The sequence below is a fragment of the Chitinophaga sp. RAB17 genome (genome assembly GCF_052114225.1).
In the GTDB taxonomy this organism is placed as follows: Bacteria; Bacteroidota; Bacteroidia; order Chitinophagales; family Chitinophagaceae; genus Chitinophaga.
Map to the genome: position 1 here is coordinate 55,107 of NZ_JBFREI010000023.1, position 19,014 is coordinate 74,120.

Annotated in this window: 16 protein-coding genes; 5 read left to right on the forward strand and 11 right to left on the reverse strand. The window is 45.9% G+C overall.

The features are described from left to right. Positions 1–226 precede the first annotated feature (226 nt). From AB4Z08_RS35495 to AB4Z08_RS35505, 3 genes are all read right to left on the reverse strand, one after another. Positions 227–2,686 carry a TonB-dependent receptor plug domain-containing protein gene (locus AB4Z08_RS35495; protein WP_441578521.1) on the reverse strand — a complete coding sequence of 820 codons (2,460 nt, stop codon included), beginning with the start codon at positions 2,684–2,686 and terminating at the stop codon, positions 227–229. Positions 2,687–2,914: 228 nt separating this feature from the next. Further along, positions 2,915–3,883: a FecR family protein gene (locus AB4Z08_RS35500; protein WP_441578522.1), complete on the reverse strand. Its 969-nt coding sequence runs from the start codon at positions 3,881–3,883 to the stop codon at positions 2,915–2,917. 100 nt (positions 3,884–3,983) lie between these two features. Further along, complete coding sequence (locus AB4Z08_RS35505) at positions 3,984–4,502, reverse strand: RNA polymerase sigma-70 factor (protein ID WP_441578523.1); 519 nt, start codon at positions 4,500–4,502, stop codon at positions 3,984–3,986. A gap of 334 nt (positions 4,503–4,836) precedes the next feature. Between AB4Z08_RS35505 and AB4Z08_RS35510 the strand changes: the two genes are divergently transcribed. Beyond that, entirely contained in the window at positions 4,837–5,442 is a 606-nt protein-coding gene (locus tag AB4Z08_RS35510; RefSeq protein ID WP_441578524.1) for a DUF6630 family protein, read from the forward strand. Positions 5,443–5,551: 109 nt separating this feature from the next. Here the strand turns inward: AB4Z08_RS35510 and AB4Z08_RS35515 are convergent, their stop codons facing one another. The 7 genes from AB4Z08_RS35515 to AB4Z08_RS35545 all read right to left on the reverse strand — a co-directional run bounded on the left by AB4Z08_RS35515 (position 5,552) and on the right by AB4Z08_RS35545 (position 14,008). Continuing rightward, entirely contained in the window at positions 5,552–6,013 is a 462-nt protein-coding gene (locus tag AB4Z08_RS35515) for a hypothetical protein (RefSeq protein ID WP_441578525.1), read from the reverse strand. A 38-nt stretch (positions 6,014–6,051) separates the two neighbouring features. Further along, on the reverse strand, positions 6,052–6,801 hold the full coding sequence (locus AB4Z08_RS35520; protein ID WP_441578526.1) for an SDR family NAD(P)-dependent oxidoreductase: 750 nt from the start codon (positions 6,799–6,801) through the stop codon (positions 6,052–6,054). A 29-nt stretch (positions 6,802–6,830) separates the two neighbouring features. Continuing rightward, the gene (locus AB4Z08_RS35525) at positions 6,831–7,535 is read right to left on the reverse strand and encodes a hypothetical protein (RefSeq protein ID WP_441578527.1); all 705 of its coding nucleotides are present in this window, start codon (positions 7,533–7,535) and stop codon (positions 6,831–6,833) included. A gap of 205 nt (positions 7,536–7,740) precedes the next feature. Continuing rightward, positions 7,741–8,025, reverse strand: a complete 285-nt coding sequence (locus tag AB4Z08_RS35530) for a winged helix-turn-helix domain-containing protein (RefSeq protein ID WP_441578528.1) — start codon at positions 8,023–8,025, stop codon at positions 7,741–7,743. 13 nt (positions 8,026–8,038) lie between these two features. Further along, entirely contained in the window at positions 8,039–8,611 is a 573-nt protein-coding gene (locus AB4Z08_RS35535) for a hypothetical protein (protein ID WP_441578529.1), read from the reverse strand. Positions 8,612–8,812: 201 nt separating this feature from the next. Next, complete coding sequence (locus AB4Z08_RS35540) at positions 8,813–8,968, reverse strand: hypothetical protein (RefSeq protein ID WP_441578530.1); 156 nt, start codon at positions 8,966–8,968, stop codon at positions 8,813–8,815. 156 nt (positions 8,969–9,124) lie between these two features. Continuing rightward, the gene (locus tag AB4Z08_RS35545) at positions 9,125–14,008 is read right to left on the reverse strand and encodes a PKD domain-containing protein (protein WP_441578531.1); all 4,884 of its coding nucleotides are present in this window, start codon (positions 14,006–14,008) and stop codon (positions 9,125–9,127) included. Positions 14,009–14,143: 135 nt separating this feature from the next. Here AB4Z08_RS35545 and pxpB point away from each other — a divergent pair, with 135 nt between their 5' ends. From pxpB to AB4Z08_RS35565, 4 genes are read left to right on the forward strand one after another with little or no spacing between them, the layout of a single operon-like run. Then, entirely contained in the window at positions 14,144–14,854 is a 711-nt protein-coding gene (gene pxpB / locus AB4Z08_RS35550; RefSeq protein ID WP_441578532.1) for a 5-oxoprolinase subunit PxpB, read from the forward strand. Then, entirely contained in the window at positions 14,851–15,870 is a 1,020-nt protein-coding gene (locus AB4Z08_RS35555) for a biotin-dependent carboxyltransferase family protein (protein ID WP_441578533.1), read from the forward strand. The genes pxpB and AB4Z08_RS35555 overlap by 4 nt, the downstream gene beginning before the upstream one ends. 11 nt (positions 15,871–15,881) lie before the next feature. Further along, positions 15,882–16,622: a 5-oxoprolinase subunit PxpA gene (locus AB4Z08_RS35560; RefSeq protein ID WP_441578534.1), complete on the forward strand. Its 741-nt coding sequence runs from the start codon at positions 15,882–15,884 to the stop codon at positions 16,620–16,622. Then, a complete protein-coding gene (locus tag AB4Z08_RS35565) occupies positions 16,619–17,794 on the forward strand; it encodes an NRAMP family divalent metal transporter (RefSeq protein ID WP_441578535.1) in 1,176 nt (391 codons plus the stop codon). Before AB4Z08_RS35560 ends, AB4Z08_RS35565 begins: the two co-directional genes overlap by 4 nt. 461 nt (positions 17,795–18,255) lie before the next feature. Here the strand turns inward: AB4Z08_RS35565 and AB4Z08_RS35570 are convergent, their stop codons facing one another. Continuing rightward, positions 18,256–18,999: a hypothetical protein gene (locus AB4Z08_RS35570; protein WP_441578536.1), complete on the reverse strand. Its 744-nt coding sequence runs from the start codon at positions 18,997–18,999 to the stop codon at positions 18,256–18,258. Positions 19,000–19,014: the final 15 nt, after the last annotated feature.

Consider the following 19,014-nt stretch of genomic DNA (forward strand, 5'->3'; position numbering starts at 1 on the left):
CGGTATGCTGTTGGGTAAAGTAGTAGACTTGCCTGTGGTGGTTTGTTATAAGGTAGGATTCCTGACGTAATTAAAAATAAGGAGGCGCCCTGGCGACGCCTCCGGTCCTTCATGGTGAACACCTGTAGGTTATAGTTAGAGCAAAATTGTACTTTGGGGTAACGTAACCATATCTGTAGTAAGAACAGCTAATCTTAAAAACTTCCTACGTCTTCGCGGAAAAAAATTAAAACCGGAGTGTATAGGACAAATAAAAAGTAAGGTCAAAGAGGCGGTTTTCTGATAAGGTGGTGTTGTAGGTATCATTTTGCAGGTTCCACACATCTAAAATATATTTATTGCGTGCCTGGTACGCATTATACAAACCGGCAGATACTTTATGTGTCAGTTTTTTGCCGGAATGGAAGGAGAAATTGGTATTAAAATTCAGGCGATGATAAGGTGGGATACGTTTAAACTGATAGCCGGACCTGTCAAAGATGAAGGAATTAGTGTTGTCAGGATCTTTGTTGCCGGGATTGGGAGGTGTGGGGGTATCAAAATCCTCCTCTATTCCAGGAGGCAGAAACAGCAGGTCGCCGGAACTAAAATACCATACTATACCCAGATCCCAGTTAGGGAGTGGGCTGTAGTTGACAGCGGCATTTAAATTATGGCGGCGATCATAACGGAAGGGGTATTTCTTTCCCTCATTGATACCGGCAAATTGCCGCTGGCTACGGGTAAGTGCGTAAGAAAGCTGAAACTGCCATTTGTTTACCTGTTTCCGTGCAAGTAGCTCTGCACCATAACTGCAGCCCTTTCCGGCAAGAATATCTTTTTCCCAGGTATCTTCATCGTAAAAAATATTTCCTTTTTCTGCGAAATTGGTATTGTTTCGCATTGTTTTATAGTATGCATCTACAGAAAGGAAAAGTCCTTTTTTGTCGTTAAAGTTATACCCTGCATTGATCATATGACTTTCTACCGGACGCAGTAGTGCGGTACTTGGTACCCAAAACTCGCTGTTGATACCCAGAAAAGGACTGGTTACCTGGTGGAGATACTGTACCATCCGGGCATACGAAAAAGTGAGCTGTTGGGCTTTATTGATGCGGTAAGCGGCAAATAACCTGGGTTGCAGGGAACGATGATGGTAGTTGCGGAAGTTGTACATCGCATAATTAAGCCCTGGTCTTATCAATATATTTGTGCCGATGCGGAACTCGTTTTCTATATAAAGAGCATATTCATTGAAGCGGAGTGGCTTCATGGGCTGGTAGTAGTCTGTTTCTTCCTGGAACTCAGTGGCGATGCTGGTATTAAATGGTTTTATGGTGGTTTGGGCAACCTTTGCACCAAACCTTAACCTGGCTTGAGAGAATGCATTATATTCAAATTGTGTCTTGGCCTCCAGTCTTTCAATAGAAGCATAGTTACTGAATGCTTTGCTGTCTTCTTCTTTTCCGGTACTGTCATTCAGCACAGAAAATTTGATACCGGCAAGGTTATTATAATTACTCACATTCAATGTGGTATTAACGAAAGAGCGTTTGCCCAGCAGGTGATTCCAGTTAATGGTAGCCAACCGGTTTCCCCACACCTGCAGGTTCTGGTAGTCGTGCTGACGCAGGTTCAGGTGGTCTCTGCCCAGGTAACCGGTAAGCATTAATTTATTGTTCGCATCAATAATGTGCGTTAACTTAAAATGAATATCATAAAACCGGAGCCGATAGTCGTCATCCAGAATATTCAACAGGGGGTTAGACCAGCTGTTGCGCATGGAAAGCATGAGCGCCGTGCGTCCCTTGCGCAAGGGACCTTCCAGGGTCAATGCGCCTGTAAGTAAACCTGCACTGGCCTCTCCCGTCCATTTATCCATGTTCCCATCCCTGGTATTTACTTCTGTTACGGAAGATATGGCGCCATCAAAACGACTTGGGAAATCATTTTTATATTGCCTGATTGATTTTACGGACGCATTGTTAATGATAGAAATCTCTCCCAGTAGATGGCTTGGATTAAAGACCTGGTTGCCATCCAGCAGGAAAAGACTTTGATCCGGGTCGCCTCCTCTGACAACCAGTTTGCCGGTGGTTTCCTGGGTTTCAACGTTGCCCGGCAACAGGTACAGGGATCTGACAGGATCACTTTCTCCCAAAAAATTATTATAGGCGCCAGTCAGGTATTTATCCGTTCTGGAGCCGCCATCCTGTTGTAAAGCATTGCCGGCATCAATGTTTACTTCCGGAAGTTTAACGGGTGAAATAACAAGATTGTTTTTTGTGGATGAAGTTATAAATATTGCTATTATCCTGGGTGGCATCTTGCTGTGATTTACCTCCAGGTAGTGTTTGCCCGGCTGCAAAAGTATACTGTAGTAGCCAAACATGTTAGACTGGCACATTTGCCCGGACTCCAGATCTTTTATCGAGGCATAGGCCAGCGGCTCCAGACTGCCTTCTTCCATTGTAAATCCATACAGGATATATTTCTCCGGTAATTTTTCCGATAAGGCGATGCTGGAAGGTAGCAGCATGATCTTGTTATTTATTTCTTCAATCTTCACTTTTTGTCCGTTCAGCAGCTTACCCAGGACAGCGCCCAGCGTCGCCGTACCTTCTCCAATAGAAAAGATACTATCTGTAGTAAGATAATTTGTAGAGTACTCAATAACAGTTCCGCTATAGCTGCTGATCTTCGACAATAGCAATGGAATATTCCCTGTGGCGGGATGACAGGAGAACTTTTTCTTTACTAAAGACTGTTGCGCAGTTGCAACGGTTGCATGCGTAAGAAATGCGGAGAGTAAAAGAAAACCCGGCAGCAACCAGGTCCGGAAGGATGTAACATAGCAATGCCGTAGCGACAGCAGGTCGTTAAATGTAACACGATTTCTATGAGATATTTCTCTTACAATAAGCCCAATAAAATATTAATACAGAATAATGGTGTCTTGTTGATTCCTGTAATGAAGCCCTGTTAATTTTGTGATTTCTTCCACTACCTGTCTTAACCCCTGGCTTTTAAAACTGGCGGTTATTGTCAGGCGCCCGGCGCCGCTGGTTAGTGTGGTATCAATATTAACAGGACTATCATAATATATTGTCAAGGTTTTGGCAACCTGCTCCAATGGCGCTTCCTTGAAAATTAATTCCTCTTCTTCCCATGGCAGCTGGTGGTCTGTGAAAGTTTTCCGCTCAAATGCCGCTCCAGTAAAAACGGCTTCTTCATTGGAAGTCAATATGCATCGTTTTTGCGGATGATCTTTATCTGCAAAAAGCACCTTTCCTGTAACTACGGCTACTCTTTCCTGGCGGCTGCCAGCATTTACCAGAAAAGAAGTGCCTAGTACCTCAATCAATCCTTTGTTGGTTTCTATTTTAAAGGGCTGGTTGTTAGCTGGTTTTACATCGAAAAATGCCTCACCCGTTAATTGCACTTTCCGTTCCCGGGAATTAAAAACCCTGGGAAACCGCATGGAGGCTCCTTTCCGCAGCCACACAACACTGCCGTCGGGTAAAGAGAAATGTTGATCTGTCACCGCTGCCACGGTTCTTAAGGCATCTCGCTGGTGTTGCTGCATCCACCAGCCGGCGAAAATAACACCTGCCATAATAGCGGCGGCTATCAGAACTTTGGTGAGCGAGATAATCCGGAAAACGGAGGGGGAGGTATCATTCTTTTTTTCTGTCGCCGTAATAATACGCTGATCAAGTTTTTTCCATGCAGCAACAGTATCGAATTCCGGCTCCTTCAATAATTCATTCGACAGCCGCCAGGTGGCTATCAGCTGCGCTATCTCCTGTTTATGTGCCGGATGCTGCGCTATCCAGTCATTTATTATTTTATTGTCTACCTTGGCAGGTTCCCCCTGGAGCTGCCTTAATAGTATTTTTTTCATATAATCAGGTAAGTCTTCCATATGTTGTCTCTCCCAGTTATAAAAACATAATTTTTTGTGAAATTCCTATGGTCGTCAAAAAAAACAGGGAAATAGTTGCTCAGGGAATGTTTTTAGCGAAGGTTTTCAGAAACTTCAACGCTTTCCATAGCTGGTTATTCACTGTTTTAATGGATATACCCAGGTTATCTGCTACCTGTTGATTGCTGAGGTCGCCCAGGTGGCTTAACAAAAATACTTCCCTGCATTTGGGAGGGAGTTGGTCAATGCCCTGGCTTAACAGTGCTTTATAATTTACGGCATCTCCACAACTGATCTCTACACCGGCGGCTGGCCAGGTATCTTCCATATCCATTTCTGTGAGACTATAAACAGGCAGGCGCTGCTCCTTACGTAGGTAAGTCAGACAATTATTGCGGACAGCTGTGAAGAGATAAAACTTTACTCCCTCTGCTATCACAATATCTCTACGGGTTTCCCAGATCCTGGCAAAAACATCCTGTACAATGTCTTCACAAATCTCCTTGTCTTTAATAAAGCTGAAGGCATATTTGCAAAGCGGATTGTAATACTGCTCAAATACCTGTTGAAACTGTTTGTAAAGGTCATTTGTACTCACCAATGAATTTTATAAATATGAGACTAATAGATATGTGCTTACCGTTGTAGTGCCGGGAGAGAAGAGGTAGCTTACGGATGACAATTCCCCCCAATAAACTATAAACGTATTACTATGCTTTGCCCTCTAGTCATTCCGTAGCTGCAGGATGTTGTTATGATTTTTTTAACTTACAGCCAATTTGTTGCCGGGAAAGCTGGCAATAGTAGCTATTACCTTTAGGTGTGTTGCTGCCGGAATTCCAACTTCCTTAATATTCAATCTCAATTAGGTATAAAAATTGCCATGTTGCAATTACATATAAATGCTATCTTAAATTATTTATATTTATCCAATGCATCCAAAATTTATTTCCTGTTTTCTTACGCCAACAGAACTGCCTGGTTTGCCTGTCTTTAATGAGGATGAACAGTTATTAAATTTCCTGATCAAAGCCCAATATCTGACAGTCACAGATTGGAAAGGGGAAGATGAAGCTTTTCAGATTGGAAATTTTATGAAGACAAGGCTCAACGCGCTCAGTCCCGGTCTGGCTTTAGATATTGAAGGGGGCTACCAATTGTTGCATGGGAGGGCGGGCAGCCTGGATACCGGTGATGGCATTCCTTTTCTACTGAAAGCATTTCAGGATTTACTTTTAAAGGAGGGATTCACCATTGTGCAGCTGGATCGTGGAAATGACAGCTATTATATCGGACTGGTATTCTCCCGGAATTTAAAAGACTTAAAAAAGCAATCCTCCAAATTTTGGCGTTGGAAGGCATTCGGGGAATTATCGGGGGAAGTACTTTATACCGTGAACTGCTCCTGTGGCGGCATGAACGTATGGCAGGTTAAACGTGGGGAGATCATTACTGAAGATCTCTGCCAGGATTGTGGGAAAGAAATTTTTGATAAAGACGGGAAATCAACCTTCGAGGTAATCCGGGAGTATATTTAATCAGCCTGTTATGAAATACTCCGTAGCCAGTTCTGTTTGCACGCACTACCATAAAAAGGCTTGTAATCACTGATTACAAGCCTTTTTTGTGGTAGTGCACGTTCCCGATTTATCGCTGCATTTTAGTAAGCGCAATCATCAGCAGTCCAAGCGAAACAGCCTGCAATACATTTCTTGCCGTGGTCCATTTCAACCATTGCGCGGCTCTTTTTTCAAGCGCCGGTGTGAGGGGAGTGGTAGCAGGCATTTTGGCAAAAGCCAGTATCTCTCTTACAAAATAGCCACCGGTTAAACCGGCAACTATCGCAAAGCAGGCAAATGCCAGGATCAGGTACCACCGAACTTCAGGATATTTCCAGTTGGTGATGATCGCGGTAATTAATGAGATAATGAACAGCAGCTGCGCGGGGATCCAGAAAACGGTTGATTTTTTAGCTTGTGGTGTAATCAACCCAAATGATTCCGGTGGATGAGCGAACCATTTAGGCATGCGATAAATCCGCTCATAAGCGCCAACGATAAAGATCAGAATGGCACAGCAGGTAGCAGTTAATAATGCGATGATATTCATGATGTGTATTTTAAAGTGAAGGATTCATAGCCTGATTGTTAGCCGGCTGTTATACCACCATCAATGGCTAAGGCTGCACCAGTGATGAATTTAGACTGATCAGAAGCCAGGAACGTAATAAAAGGTATGATGTCTTCCACGGTGGCTATTTTACCATTGGGCATGCCCGCAGCAATTTTTTCATACATGCCGGGTGTTTTGTTTACTCCTGCCAGCCATTTTTCTGTCGCCATGGCGCTAATAACTAATGCATTTATCCTGATCTGGTTACGGGCCTGTTCCAGGGCGGCTGCTTTGGTCAGGCCGATTACGCCATGTTTGGCTGCTACATAAGCAGAGATGCCTTGTGCCACACCCTTTATGCCTGCGGTACTCGCGGTATTGATGATACTTCCGCCAGTTTGTTTCATCGCTACTATCTCATATTTCAGCGCGTGGAATATACCAGTGAGATTGAGTTGCATATTGTTCACGAATTGTTCACTGCTCATATTTTCGAGTGGTCCGAAATATAAGTTTGCGCCTGCATTATTAAATGCAACGTCCGGGGTGCCGTATAAGCGTACTGTTTCAGCTACGAGGTGCGACACCTGTCCTTCGTTGGTAACATCCGTTTGTATAAATGTGGCATCACCGCCTTTTCTACGGATGTCTGCTTCAATAGCCAATCCTTCTTTGGTTCGTCTTCCACAGAAAACAACTTTGGCGCCCTGGACCGCGAAAGTCTTTGCGGCGGCCGCGCCCAGCCCTGAGGTAGCTCCTGTAATTAATACGACTCTATCTTTCATGTTTTATCCGTTAATGATGATTAATTAAATCATAAAGCAGTATGTAGCTGCCTGTGCTTTGTTAAGGTAAATCCTGTACTGATCAGCCAGATGTAAGATCCGAAGCGGGCAAGGGGAAGCAGATACCCTGCCGCCGGAATGACCAGGCTTAACGTAGATAATTCGGCAATTCCCGCCAGCACCAACCCTGACCAGGCCACCCATTTGGGTGTGTATCTTCCCAGCAGGCAGGGAACAGATATACCTGCCATCAGTAAACCTAGTGCCACAATATGAGCAATACCGCCGCTGGCAAAGCTCAAAAGTTGAACGGCATGAAGGATATGCACCTCATCTGCTATACCCGGTTGTGCCATTATCCAGCCGCAAAGGCTGGAAATAGTAATAAAAACGGATGCAGTGATACCACCAAACATTGCTATGCTGACACCGGAAGCATTTACTCCCAGGAAACTTAGGCGGCTTGTCACTGTTGCCGTAAAAAGACCCAGCGGTATCGCTGCGCCAAACTGAAAAAGCGCATTGAATTTAATCGCATCCGGAAACCTGAGAAACACCTGTTGGGCATCTGTCAGAGAGCCGTTCGGCCGGGGAAAGGCAGCACCGTGTGACAACACTCCGAAAATGATGAGGCTTGCTATAAACAGTGTAGTATATACAATAGCGAGTGCACCCGGATTGGGACCTCTGTGCTGCTCGTAAGGAGAATGGTGTACTTGATTTGCGGTAGACATAGTGACTGTTTTTATAATGATGGAAAAGTTATTCAAAGCCTTTCAGCGGGATGTTTACTGTGAGTAAGCATTTTTACATTAATGTAGTTTGTATTGCAAACTAAAAAGACAAAAAAATATGCTCGTGAAACTACCTTAAAAAAAAGTCAATGCACGCACATGGCTAACCAGGTGTCTGTTCTATCATGTGTGTATCGCTTGTTTCTCATAAATGCAGATATTTTTTGATGTCGTCTACATATTTTTCAAAAGCTTTCTTGCCTTTGGTGGTTAATTTGCAAATAGTATGAGGATAGTTTCCTTTAAAAGTTTTTATCACTTCTATATATTCTGCCTCACTTAATTTCCTTATCTGATGACTCAGGTTGCCCTGGGTTGTTTTCGTGATTTCCATCAGGTAACTGAAGTCAGCCTGTTTCATTTTAATCAATGCAGATACAATTGCCAGTCTTACCGGAGTACTTAGAACAGGATCTAATTCATTATACATTTCAGCGGTAAATTTAAGTCCTGGAATATTTCAGCAAATACCCGGGTACAAGGTAACCTGTAATCACCGCAATGCCTTGCAGCAACGGTTTATAGTAATCAGGTGTAAATACACTGATAACCGAGAAAAGCAGGAATAAGACACCGCCTGATACCAGTGGTTTAAAACGAAGTACCAATCCGGAAACCAGGGTACCGATACCGCCAATCAGTAAAGTATATGTAAACGGCGTGGCAGTTTCAACAACATTGATAAAGATCACCAATGCAAAGCTGATACCCAGCACCAGCCACAGTTTCTTAAGATAGCTGGCAATATAGGTTTCGGACTGGTGACGCATTGTACTATGCCGCCACAGGGAAATAACAATGCCGGTGACAGCGAGTAATGGAAAAGGAAGGAAAAAGTATTTAAAGGAAGTATAATGATGTAAGAAGAAAAAAGAGAAGCTGGCTATCGCAATCAGCCAACCCCAAAGCAGGTATAGAAAACTATACCCCTTTATGTTTTCTTTCGTCTGTGCAATCACTGCCGCGATCACTTCCAGACTCTGGGCCGGATCTAAATGATGCTCTCTGGTGTCCATCTCTTTGATATTTTCTAAAAACAAATGTAAATATAGTTTGCGATATAAACCAAATTTAATCCTGGGTTTTATTTTTGATGGTGCCGTATTCATCCGCTTCCGGCCAAAGAGTAAGGCCAGCATAAAACAACGGTGTTTTATGCTGGCCTTATATTTAAGTACCTGGCAGCAATAGCTGTGATTCGCCCGGGGGCGGAGTCATCAGCAATTAATCCTGGACCAGGTAGGACAACTGGTGTCATCAATGGAAGTCAGACAGATTTTGCCTGCTCCTTTTCCTTTTTCCTGGTTTACGCTGTTAAGATCTGCGATTTTGATCTTGCCCAATTGGAGCTTTTTTTGCTTGGGTGATTTCATAAAACGTGATTTAGGTTAAGACGAAAGATGATGTAACAATCCTGAATAATGAAAGTATGCGTTGATAGTAATTCATTATCCGGAAAAAATAAAATTAACGGAATCTGCTGCGACTTTACCGCACCGACAGGACTGCCCGGAAATTAAGCGCCATGCTTATTTAACCAGGAGAATGCTTCCTTTGAACTCAAATTTTTCGCCGTTTTCGCAGATAGTTTGCATGTAATAAATGTAGCTCCCCAGCGGGGCTACCTGATTGTTTCTTCGCCCATCCCAGCCAGCAGCAGGCACATTGATCTGGAAGTGCGTATTTTCAAATATGAGGTTGCCCCAACGATCATAAATACGCAGGTACCCGATTTCTTTCACGCCTTTTCCCTTAGGATATACGCGGTCGTTTTGTCCATCCTGGTTAGGCGTAAATGCGTTAGGCATAAATACAGCAGCCTGATTGCACAGGATATGTATGGTAATCTCATCTTTTGCTTTACAGCCATAACGGTTTTCCACTTCTACCGAGTAGGTGGTCGTAAGATTGGGAATCACCTGTATAGATGCACAGGTCGGGCAACTGAGAGCCTCGGGAGGAGACCATTTGTAGCTGACAACATCATTGCTGGCGGCAGCGGTGAGCTGCAATGTCATGCCGGCCGGAGCGTTCTGGTCCGGCCCCGCATTTACTAACGGGTAGGGGGCTACGATTACCTGCAGGGATGTTTTATCAGAGAAGCAGCCTTTGTTATCATAGCCCGTCACCGCATAGGTATAATTACCTGTATTCGCTAAAGTAGCAGTTGTACTGCCTGCATTTGGATTTGCCAATCCCATACCTTCCCATTTGTAATAATCTGCGCCGGAAGCAGATAGTGGTAGTACTGCACCCAAACAAAGAGAGGTATCCGGTGTCGCCGTTATTTTAAAAGGTTGAAGTACCTGTAGCGTTAACTGATCTGTATTGATGCACCCGTTACTGTCTGTTACTTTCACGTGGTAGGTGGTATTGGTATCCGGGCTCGCTGCCGGCGTTGCGCTCAGTGGGTTATCCAGTCCCACAACAGGCGTCCATTCATAACTGCTGCCTCCGGTGGCCTGCAGCCTGGTCGTGTTGTGCAGACAAATAAATTCACTCAGTGAAGTGGCTTTTGCATTGGGCAGCGGGTTTACGGTCAACAGGTGCCGGGCCGTATCAATGCATCCATCAGTATTGGTAACAATAAGCGATATGGCTACCGGGCCAGCCTGGGAAAAAGTTTGTGCCGGCGGTTTGCTGACCGCCGAGGTCTGTCCGTTACCAAAATTCCAGTTCCAGGTAAGTCCGTTGTCGTTGGTGGCGCTGCCATTGAAACTGGCGGGCGATTGTACGCACACTTTGTCCGGACCGGCAATATTGGCTTCCGGCTTAGTATATACGTTCACGTTGGTAGTGACTGTTTGTTTGCAACCATAGGCGGTAGTGGTAGTAAGACTGAAATTATATTTGCCCGGTGCAGGAATATAAAAAGATGGGGTAGCAGTTGTTTCGTTGGAGGGTGTCAGTGAGGGATTAAAGTCCCATTTATAGATAGCCGGTTTGCCTAACTGATCAATAGAAAAGCTGTTGAATACCGGGTGGAAGGCCACGGTTCCTTTACCACAAAGAATAGCCGGTGTTGGCGTTAACTGCACATCCAGTTTGTCTATAACAATAGGGCTGCGCAGCAGGGCACTGCCTCTGCAGCCAGATGCATCAGAAAGCAGCAGCCGGGGCTGATAGATACCAGGTGTTTTGAAAACATGTTTCACTACCGGATCGGTGGAATGAAGGATAATGCCGTCAGTAAAGTCCCAGCTGAAATCCTGCGCACCATTGTTGATAACATTAAATTGAATTTCCTTTTCCAGGCAGCCACCATCAGAACTGGCTATTATGGCGGCATAGGGGCCTTTTACTTCTATGGTATCAATGTATTTGTCTTCTACACCGGCTTCTCCTTTAGCCGTTAGTACCACCGCATAGCGCCCAGGCTCTGTATAGGTATGTATGGGATTTGTTTCCGTGGAACTGGTGCCATCTCCAAAACTCCAATTGCTGGAAACATAGCTGAGCGAAGTATTGGTAAAGAAGAAGATCATAGGGGCACAGCTACCACCATTTGCAAAGATGGAACTATACGTAAAGTCCGCGCCAACCGCAGATACTCTTACCTGTTTTTCTGCATGGTCTTCACAGCCATTGTTATCCTTCACCTGCAATATTACCTGGTGGGTACCAGACAGGGTGTAATTGTTTATGACCGTTCTGGTGCCGGTGGAGATATGACCGTCTCCAAAGCTCCAGTTTACACTGGTAATAGCGCCACCGGTTTCGGTAGAGTGGTTGTAGAAGTATACATCTGTGCCTGGTTTAACAAGATAGCTGCTGGCATCAAATACGGCATGGGGGCCTTTTACCTGCAGGGTATTATCATAGCCATAGCTGATACAGCCCTCTTTGTCCGTTACCTTCAGCATAGGGTTATAACTCCCTGGTTGTTTATAGGTGTGCAGGAAAGGGCCTTTTGTGAACGTGGCAACAGGCGTACCATCGCCGAAATCCCATTGCCATTGGCTTATTCCTGTGCTATGAGTGATATTGGTTATGTCTGTGAATGGAAGTTCACTGCCTGCACATTTTGCTGCGGGTAGCTTAAACGCAGCAACGGGGCCCCGTACGTTTACGGGTATCATGTTACTGAGATCTATACAACCTTGCAGATTTTCTACAGATAGTTGTATCAGTTCTTTGCCGGGAGGCAGGTTTTTGTAAATGAATGAATGCTGATCATCAGTGATGCTTTGGTCTACGCCATTGGCCAGCCATTTGTAGCCGGCAGTTTTATAGATAGCAGCATTGTAGCTGGTGATAGCCGCATTCAGTGAATCATTGCTGCATAAAGTACTTTTATCTGTGGTGATCACTACCGGCGAAGGCGCAATCACTGTTACCTTAAGTCCTTCATGTGTGGTACAGTGGCTGTCTTTAGTCGTAAGTGCCACCTCGTAAATACCACTGCCGGGAAAAACGTGGGTTAAGGTACTGGTGGCGACAGTATAGGCCGTATCGGTGCCATCGCCCCAATCCCATTGCCAGGATTCAGCGCCGATGGAATGATCCTCGAAAACGATGGTGGTTCGTTTGTTACAGTCAACCGGCCGGATGGCATATCGTGGGAATGGGTTGGTGGCAGTGATGTATTCTTTTTTAACAATGGTATCATAGCAGGTATGATTCCCCACAATCATTTGTACGGTATAGGTTCCGGGTAGCTGGTAGCTATGTGTGGTGTTTTTGCCGGTACCGGTGCCACCATCTCCGAAATCCCATTGCCAGTTGTCGCCAATATCCGATTGATCCTTGAATGTAGCCGGATTATTACCGCAAATTTTTGGGGCATCAGGTGAAAAGAAAGCAGGAATGGGTTTCTTATATACGGCTACATTATTTACAGTCTGTACTTTTCCCGTACAGCCGTTGACGGTAGTATAGGTCAGGTAAACGGTGTAGATGCCTGCATGATTATAGGTATGGGTAGGCGTTGCCAATGCAGCTGCCGGGCTGCCATCACCAAAGTCCCATTCGTAGGTTTTAATCACATCTTCATTGTTGGTGACAGCACTGAAAGTGGTCACCAGTCCTTCACAACCGGTTCTGTTTTTTGCATCTGCGGTTATTTTTACCGGAGATATATTGAAGCTGCTGTCAGTGGTAGCTATGCATCCGTCTTTGCTGGTAGTTATCAGCGTTGCTGTATAATTTCCGGCGGTGGTATAGGTATGTGCAGGTTGTTGTGTGGTGGAGGTTTGACCATCGCCAAAGTCCCATTTCCAGGCAACGGCGGCAGGGGCATTGTTTGTAAACCTGGCGGTGGCGGGCATGCTACAGAAAGGTGGTATCACTACACCTATGCTGGCAGCAGGAGATGGCTTTACGTCCAGTTTTTTTTCTGCCACATCCACACATTTGCCATAAGTAGCGGTTAGCTTAACATTTAGTGGGCCTGCAGCAGGAGGGGTGTAGGTAGTAGTATTATCTGTATTGTTCAATACCGGTTGTCCGTTAATTTCCCAGGCTACCTGGAGTTGATCGGTAGTGGCGAATACACCGCCATAAGTGCCTGGTGTATTGGAACAAACCGGAACCGGAAAGGTGAAGTTGGTGGTATATGCGGCTACGTTAATATCAGTTATTTTTTTAGTGGCGGTACAATGCTGTTCATTTGTTATGGTGAGGGAAACCCCGTGGAGACCCTTGCTGGTAAAGGTATGTGTGCCGGGATCTTTTAGGGAAGAGGTGCTTCCATCGTCAAAAGACCAGTTGTACACCAGGTTGCCAGGTCCGGTGGAGGTATTGGTAAGTTGTATAGTGGCAGGTGCTTTACAGAATATTTTGTCGGCAACGCTAAAAGCAGCCACAATTGGAGGTGCTACCTTCACCAGGGTATCCACTAATTTAAAACTGGTGCATTGATAGCTGTTGGTAACGATGAGTGTTACGGGGTATTTCCCTGCCTGCTGATAGGAGTGCGTACTGTTTTTACCACTGCCGGTAGTTCCATCTCCATAATCCCAGGTATAGGTAAGTAATGTACCGCTTACCGGGTCTGATTGGTCTGCGAAGATAGTTTGTAACGGTGCACAGCCACTTGTGTTTGTGGCCGTGAAAGCCACTTTAGGCCTGGATCTTACAGTGATAAATCCTGTTTTGGTGATGGTGGCAGATTGTCCGGCCGCATCTTTTACTGTCAGGGATACTGTATAAACACCGGGTTTGACATAGGTAGCCCCGGGGTGCTGTTCGGTAGAGGTATATCCGTTACCGAAGTCCCATTGCCAGGATATTGGCTGGCCTGTCGATTTATCACTAAATGTTGTTAGCAGCAGTTCGCAATCACTGGTTGATGTAGCATTAAAGTCTGCTTTTAGTTGTTGTGCCTTTGCTCCCAAGGAAATAAAACAGCCTGCTAATAAAGAGGCAAGTAGTGATGGACCCAATTTAAGCTTTGCCAGGCTAAAAAGGTTCATTCATGGATACGTTGTGTTACCTGAATTTACGCTATTAATGGCAATGTACAAGAATGTTTTATAAAAGGGTTCAGAGAGTTCATTCAATATGATTATAACTATGCGTATCAAAAGTTATTTTATCTTCATAAGTACATGCGTACAAACTACCGTATATTTCCATTAGGCGACCGGGCTGTTATTATTGAATGGGAACAGCAGATCGGACAGGCTGTTCATCAGCAGGTAATGCAGGCGTTCCGGCAGCTGCAACAGTTGCATAAACCATACATACTCGATCTTATTCCGGCCTATGCTTCTTTAACAGTTATATACGATGCAGTGGTACTGTACCAGGATCTGCGAGGTTACGCGGGTGAAGGAATCAGGGATCTGATTATGGCCACACTGAATGAAGCGGCCGTCACTGCTGTTGCCCAACCCCGGTTTTTACAGATACCGGTATGCTATCATTCTTCTGTGGGACCAGACCTGTCTGCCATGGCGGAAGGTAAAAATATTTCGGTGGAGCATATCATCGAACTGCATACAGAGCAAACGTACACCGTATATATGCTGGGCTTTCTTCCTGGCTTTCCGTATATGGGCAAAGTGCATGACTTGCTGGTAACTCCCCGGCTAAAGCAACCCCGGGTCAGGATACCGGCGGGGAGTGTAGGTATTGCCGGTGCACAAACAGGTATATATCCCCAGGAATCCCCGGGGGGCTGGAATATTATTGGCCGCACACCCCTGCGATTATTTGATGCACGTGAGGAAACTCCCTGCTATTGCGAACCCGGTGACCAGATACGGTTTATACCGATATCACTTACGGAATTACAGGAGATGACACATGATATTTGAATACGTTAAGACCAACAACATTGATACAGGTAATACAACAAGGATTGCTGGATACTATTCAGGATGCAGGACGATATGGTTTCCAGCACCTGGGCATTAATCCGGGTGGTGCTATGGATCGGATTGCACTGGCCGTAGCTAACAGCCTGGTAGGGAATGATATAACAGAAGCCGTGATTGAACTGCATTTTCCCGCATCTGCTTTTCTGTTTGATAGAATGGCCATGATTGCTTTATCCGGCGCTGATTTTGGAGCAACCATCAACGGCAGCCCGCTGGAAATTAACAGACCGGTATTGGTAGATAAGCAAACAGTGCTGCGTTTCACGAAGCCTGTTTCCGGTGCACGATGCTATCTTGCTATACAGGGTGGGCTTGCACTCAGGCCCTGGCTGGGGAGCTACAGTACTCATTTAAAGGCCGGAGCCGGCGGTTTTGAGGGTCGGGCATTGAAAAAAAATGATAGCCTCCATCTCCGGCCGGGCAATATTTATCCTTCCCTGCTCCGTGGCCGGGAGGCGATAATGCTGCCATGGACCGCCGACATAAGTCAGCTATACGCCGCAGAAGGCCCCATACATACCCTTCCGGGCAGCCAATGGAGCCGGTTACCGGAACAAGCCCGTCAACATTTTACCAGCGAGGCATTCGCATTAACCGAACAAAGTGATCGAATGGGTTTCCGCCTGAACGGTCTGCCACTCTTCACTCAGCCCGGTGAGGAGCAGCTATCAGCAGGTATCAGCAGAGGAACCATACAGCTTTTACCCAATGGGCAACTCATTATTTTGATGGCAGATCATCAAACAACCGGTGGGTACGCCCGGCTGGCACATGTTATTACAGCTGATATGCCTTCTCTCTCGCAACGCGTGCCCTATCAGTCGCTTCATTTTAGCATGACAGACGAAAAAACAGCGGCTGCTATGCTGTGGCGACAGGAACAAGGCTTGCTCCTTCTCCAAAATGCCTGTAAATTACGATGGGAGGAATGGCTGCAACAGCAGTCTGTTTAATCGTTATCATTATGAAATATATAGATCTTAACTGCGACATGGGAGAAGGGCTGGATAATGATGCCGCAATTATGCCTTTTATCAGCAGCGCCAATATTGCCTGTGGCTACCATGCCGGCAATCATGATACCATGCTGCGTACGGCAACGCTGGCACTCGAAAATAAGGTAGCTATTGGCGCCCACCCCGGTTTTGCAGATAAAAGTAATTTCGGTAGAACAGAGCAGGCGCTTTCAGATCCTGCATTGTATGAACTCATTACCACCCAGCTATATGCCATGCAACTGGTTTGCAAATCGCTGGATACCGTAATGGTTCATGTGAAGCCGCATGGAGCCCTGTATAACATGGCTGCCAAATCTTCATCCATGGCACGAGTGATTGTTAAAGCGGTGAAAGACGTGGATCCCCGGCTTTGTTTTTTCGGACTTAGCAACAGCTGGTTGATCAAGGCGGCGAAGGAAGCAGGGCTAAAAACCGCCAGCGAAGTATTTGCTGACAGGACATACCAGGATGACGGTTCTCTTACTCCCCGCACACAGCCGACCGCGCTGATTGAAAAAGAGGAAAATGCAGTAGCACAGGTATTGATGATGGTTACTGAACAAAAGGTAACTACCGTTAACGGTTATACGATTCCAATGGTGGCAGAAACCATCTGCATTCATGGTGATGGCGCGCATGCTGTCACATTTGCGCGCACGGTGAATGCTGCATTACATCATCACCAATTAATTATACAACGGCCTTGAGCAAACAAAAAACTTCCGTACTGCTGGGTGCAGCTTTCCTCATGGCTACTTCTGCCATTGGTCCTGGTTTTCTTACACAGACAACAGTATTCACGCAGCAACTGGCGGCGTCTTTTGGTTTTGTGATATTAATATCCGTGTTGCTGGATATCGGGGCACAACTGAATATCTGGCGCGTACTTACCGTTTCCGGGTACCGCGCACAGGATCTTGCTAACGCGTTGCTGCCCGGCCTGGGTTACTTTCTGGCGGCGTTGGTGGTGTTGGGTGGCCTGGCTTTTAATATTGCCAATATAGGTGGCTGTGGGCTGGGAATACAGGTGCTTACGGGAATGGATACAGTTTATGGTGCACTATTGAGCTGTGGTATTGCATTGTTTATTTTCTGGATGAAAGAAGCCGGCAATGTGCTGGATCAATTTACGCGCTGGCTGGGCATACTTATGGTCCTGCTTACCTTGTACGTTGCCATCAGTTCTCATCCGCCGGTAATGGAAGCTGTACGCCAAAGTGTGTGGCCAGCGGTAATTAGTACAAAAGCCATTATTACGCTTGTGGGTGGAACGGTAGGAGGTTACATTAGTTTTGCCGGTGCACACCGGCTGCTGGATGCCGGTATCAGCGGAACAACGCAGATACGGTCTGTCAACCGCAGTGCAGTAAGCGGTATTGTTATTACCGCTATCATGCGCGTCTTGTTGTTTCTCGCAGCAGTAGGCATTATCACACAAGGGGCATTACTCGACAGTGGTAACCCGCCGGCATCTGTATTCCGGATAGCAGCAGGGGAAATCGGCTACCGTTTCTTTGGTATTGTGATGTGGAGTGCCGCCATTACTTCCGTAGTAGGTGCAGCTTATACCTCTGTTTCCTTCCTGAAAACTTTTCATCCTTTTATTGCTGCCAATGAGCGTTGGTTTATAAGTGGCTTTATACTTTTTTCCACGGTTGTTTTTGTAATAACTGGAAATCCCGTACAGCTGTTGCTGATGGCGGGCGCATTCAACGGCCTGATATTACCGGTAGCCCTGGCGGTAGTGTTGGTGGCAGCTGGCAAGACACGACTGTTGCATCATTACCGCCATCCGGTATGGATGCAGGTGGCAGGATGGTTAGTAGTGCTTATTATGGGATACCTTGGAGGTGTTACCATAGCAAATTGGCTGAAATGATCTTCTCAGAATACGTGGATCAAGTTGAAAACCTGGCGGATAATGTAAATTTTAAGCATAAAGTTTAGTCAATCCTGCCGGCTGCCCGAAAGCCTTCACCACGGATATTTTATAAGGAATTTTATCTTCGTTGTCGCTAAATACGCTTTTAAGATATAGGGCATCAAGAACCCCTATCATTATAGTCAGCATTACCTTTTCATTATGTAGACTCCGTCGATCCTATGCTTAACACCCGCTGAGTGCATATAGAAACAGCGCAGCAGAGGTGGACTTGATGCGGGGGTGAGTTCCGGATGTATAACCGGGATGAAATTGAATCAGAGGATGTTTGGAGGTTAGCACTGGCCATAGCAATGCTACTTCAGTGCCAGGCTGTAGCTGCGGAAAGAGATTTACTATTGAAAGGAAGCAGGTATAAAGGGATTATTTATCAAAATATCTCCGGGGGCAAGATGGCTTTATTCCAGTTGAATGATAGCTGGATATGCGTGTGTATAGGTAAGGTTAGGAAGTAATCTTGTCCGCTTGGGGTAAGTACGTTTTTTAGCATATTTGGGTACCTGTGGCGCTGCCACCGCAATAATATCGGCGGCCATATTTTGTCTGTTGCCGGATGGACCATCGGTGTACATCGCTCTTACCTGGAAAACCACGACCAGTGACCCCTCCCCGGGTACGTCCAGCGAAACATTTGTTTCCTGGAAAGTGGTATCGGGGGCTATCATGAGCGTAACCGTTTCGCTACCCGTCACCTGGCGTGATGTAAAATCAATACGCGTTGCGATCACTTTTACTTCCAGGGCAGCAATGCCTTTATACGCGGCAATGGTTTGTGCGGGAATATTTAATATCCCGTTGCTGCACAGCCGGGGAGCTACCGTAAAGAAGCGATCTACTCCGGTATGCTGATTGAAGCGGAAGCCTGTGATGGCGGCATGATGATCGCCGGCAGCAATGAGTAGCTTGTTGAGCCGATTGATGTGGCCACCGTCACAATGGATATCCAGGTTGCCGTAAAAAGCATGCCGGATAAAAGCACCTTTCCTGCTGGCGATGCCAAAGCGCCGGGATGCGCGGCGGGTAGCAGCCGTTTGCTGCACGCTTTCAGGCATGGAGCGCAGGAAGTAGTTGCCATTGCGCTTATACCCAATGAGAGGGCCGAGTTTTCCCGTAAAGGGAATGACAGACATTTGTTTTGCCATGGGAGATTATTTTGA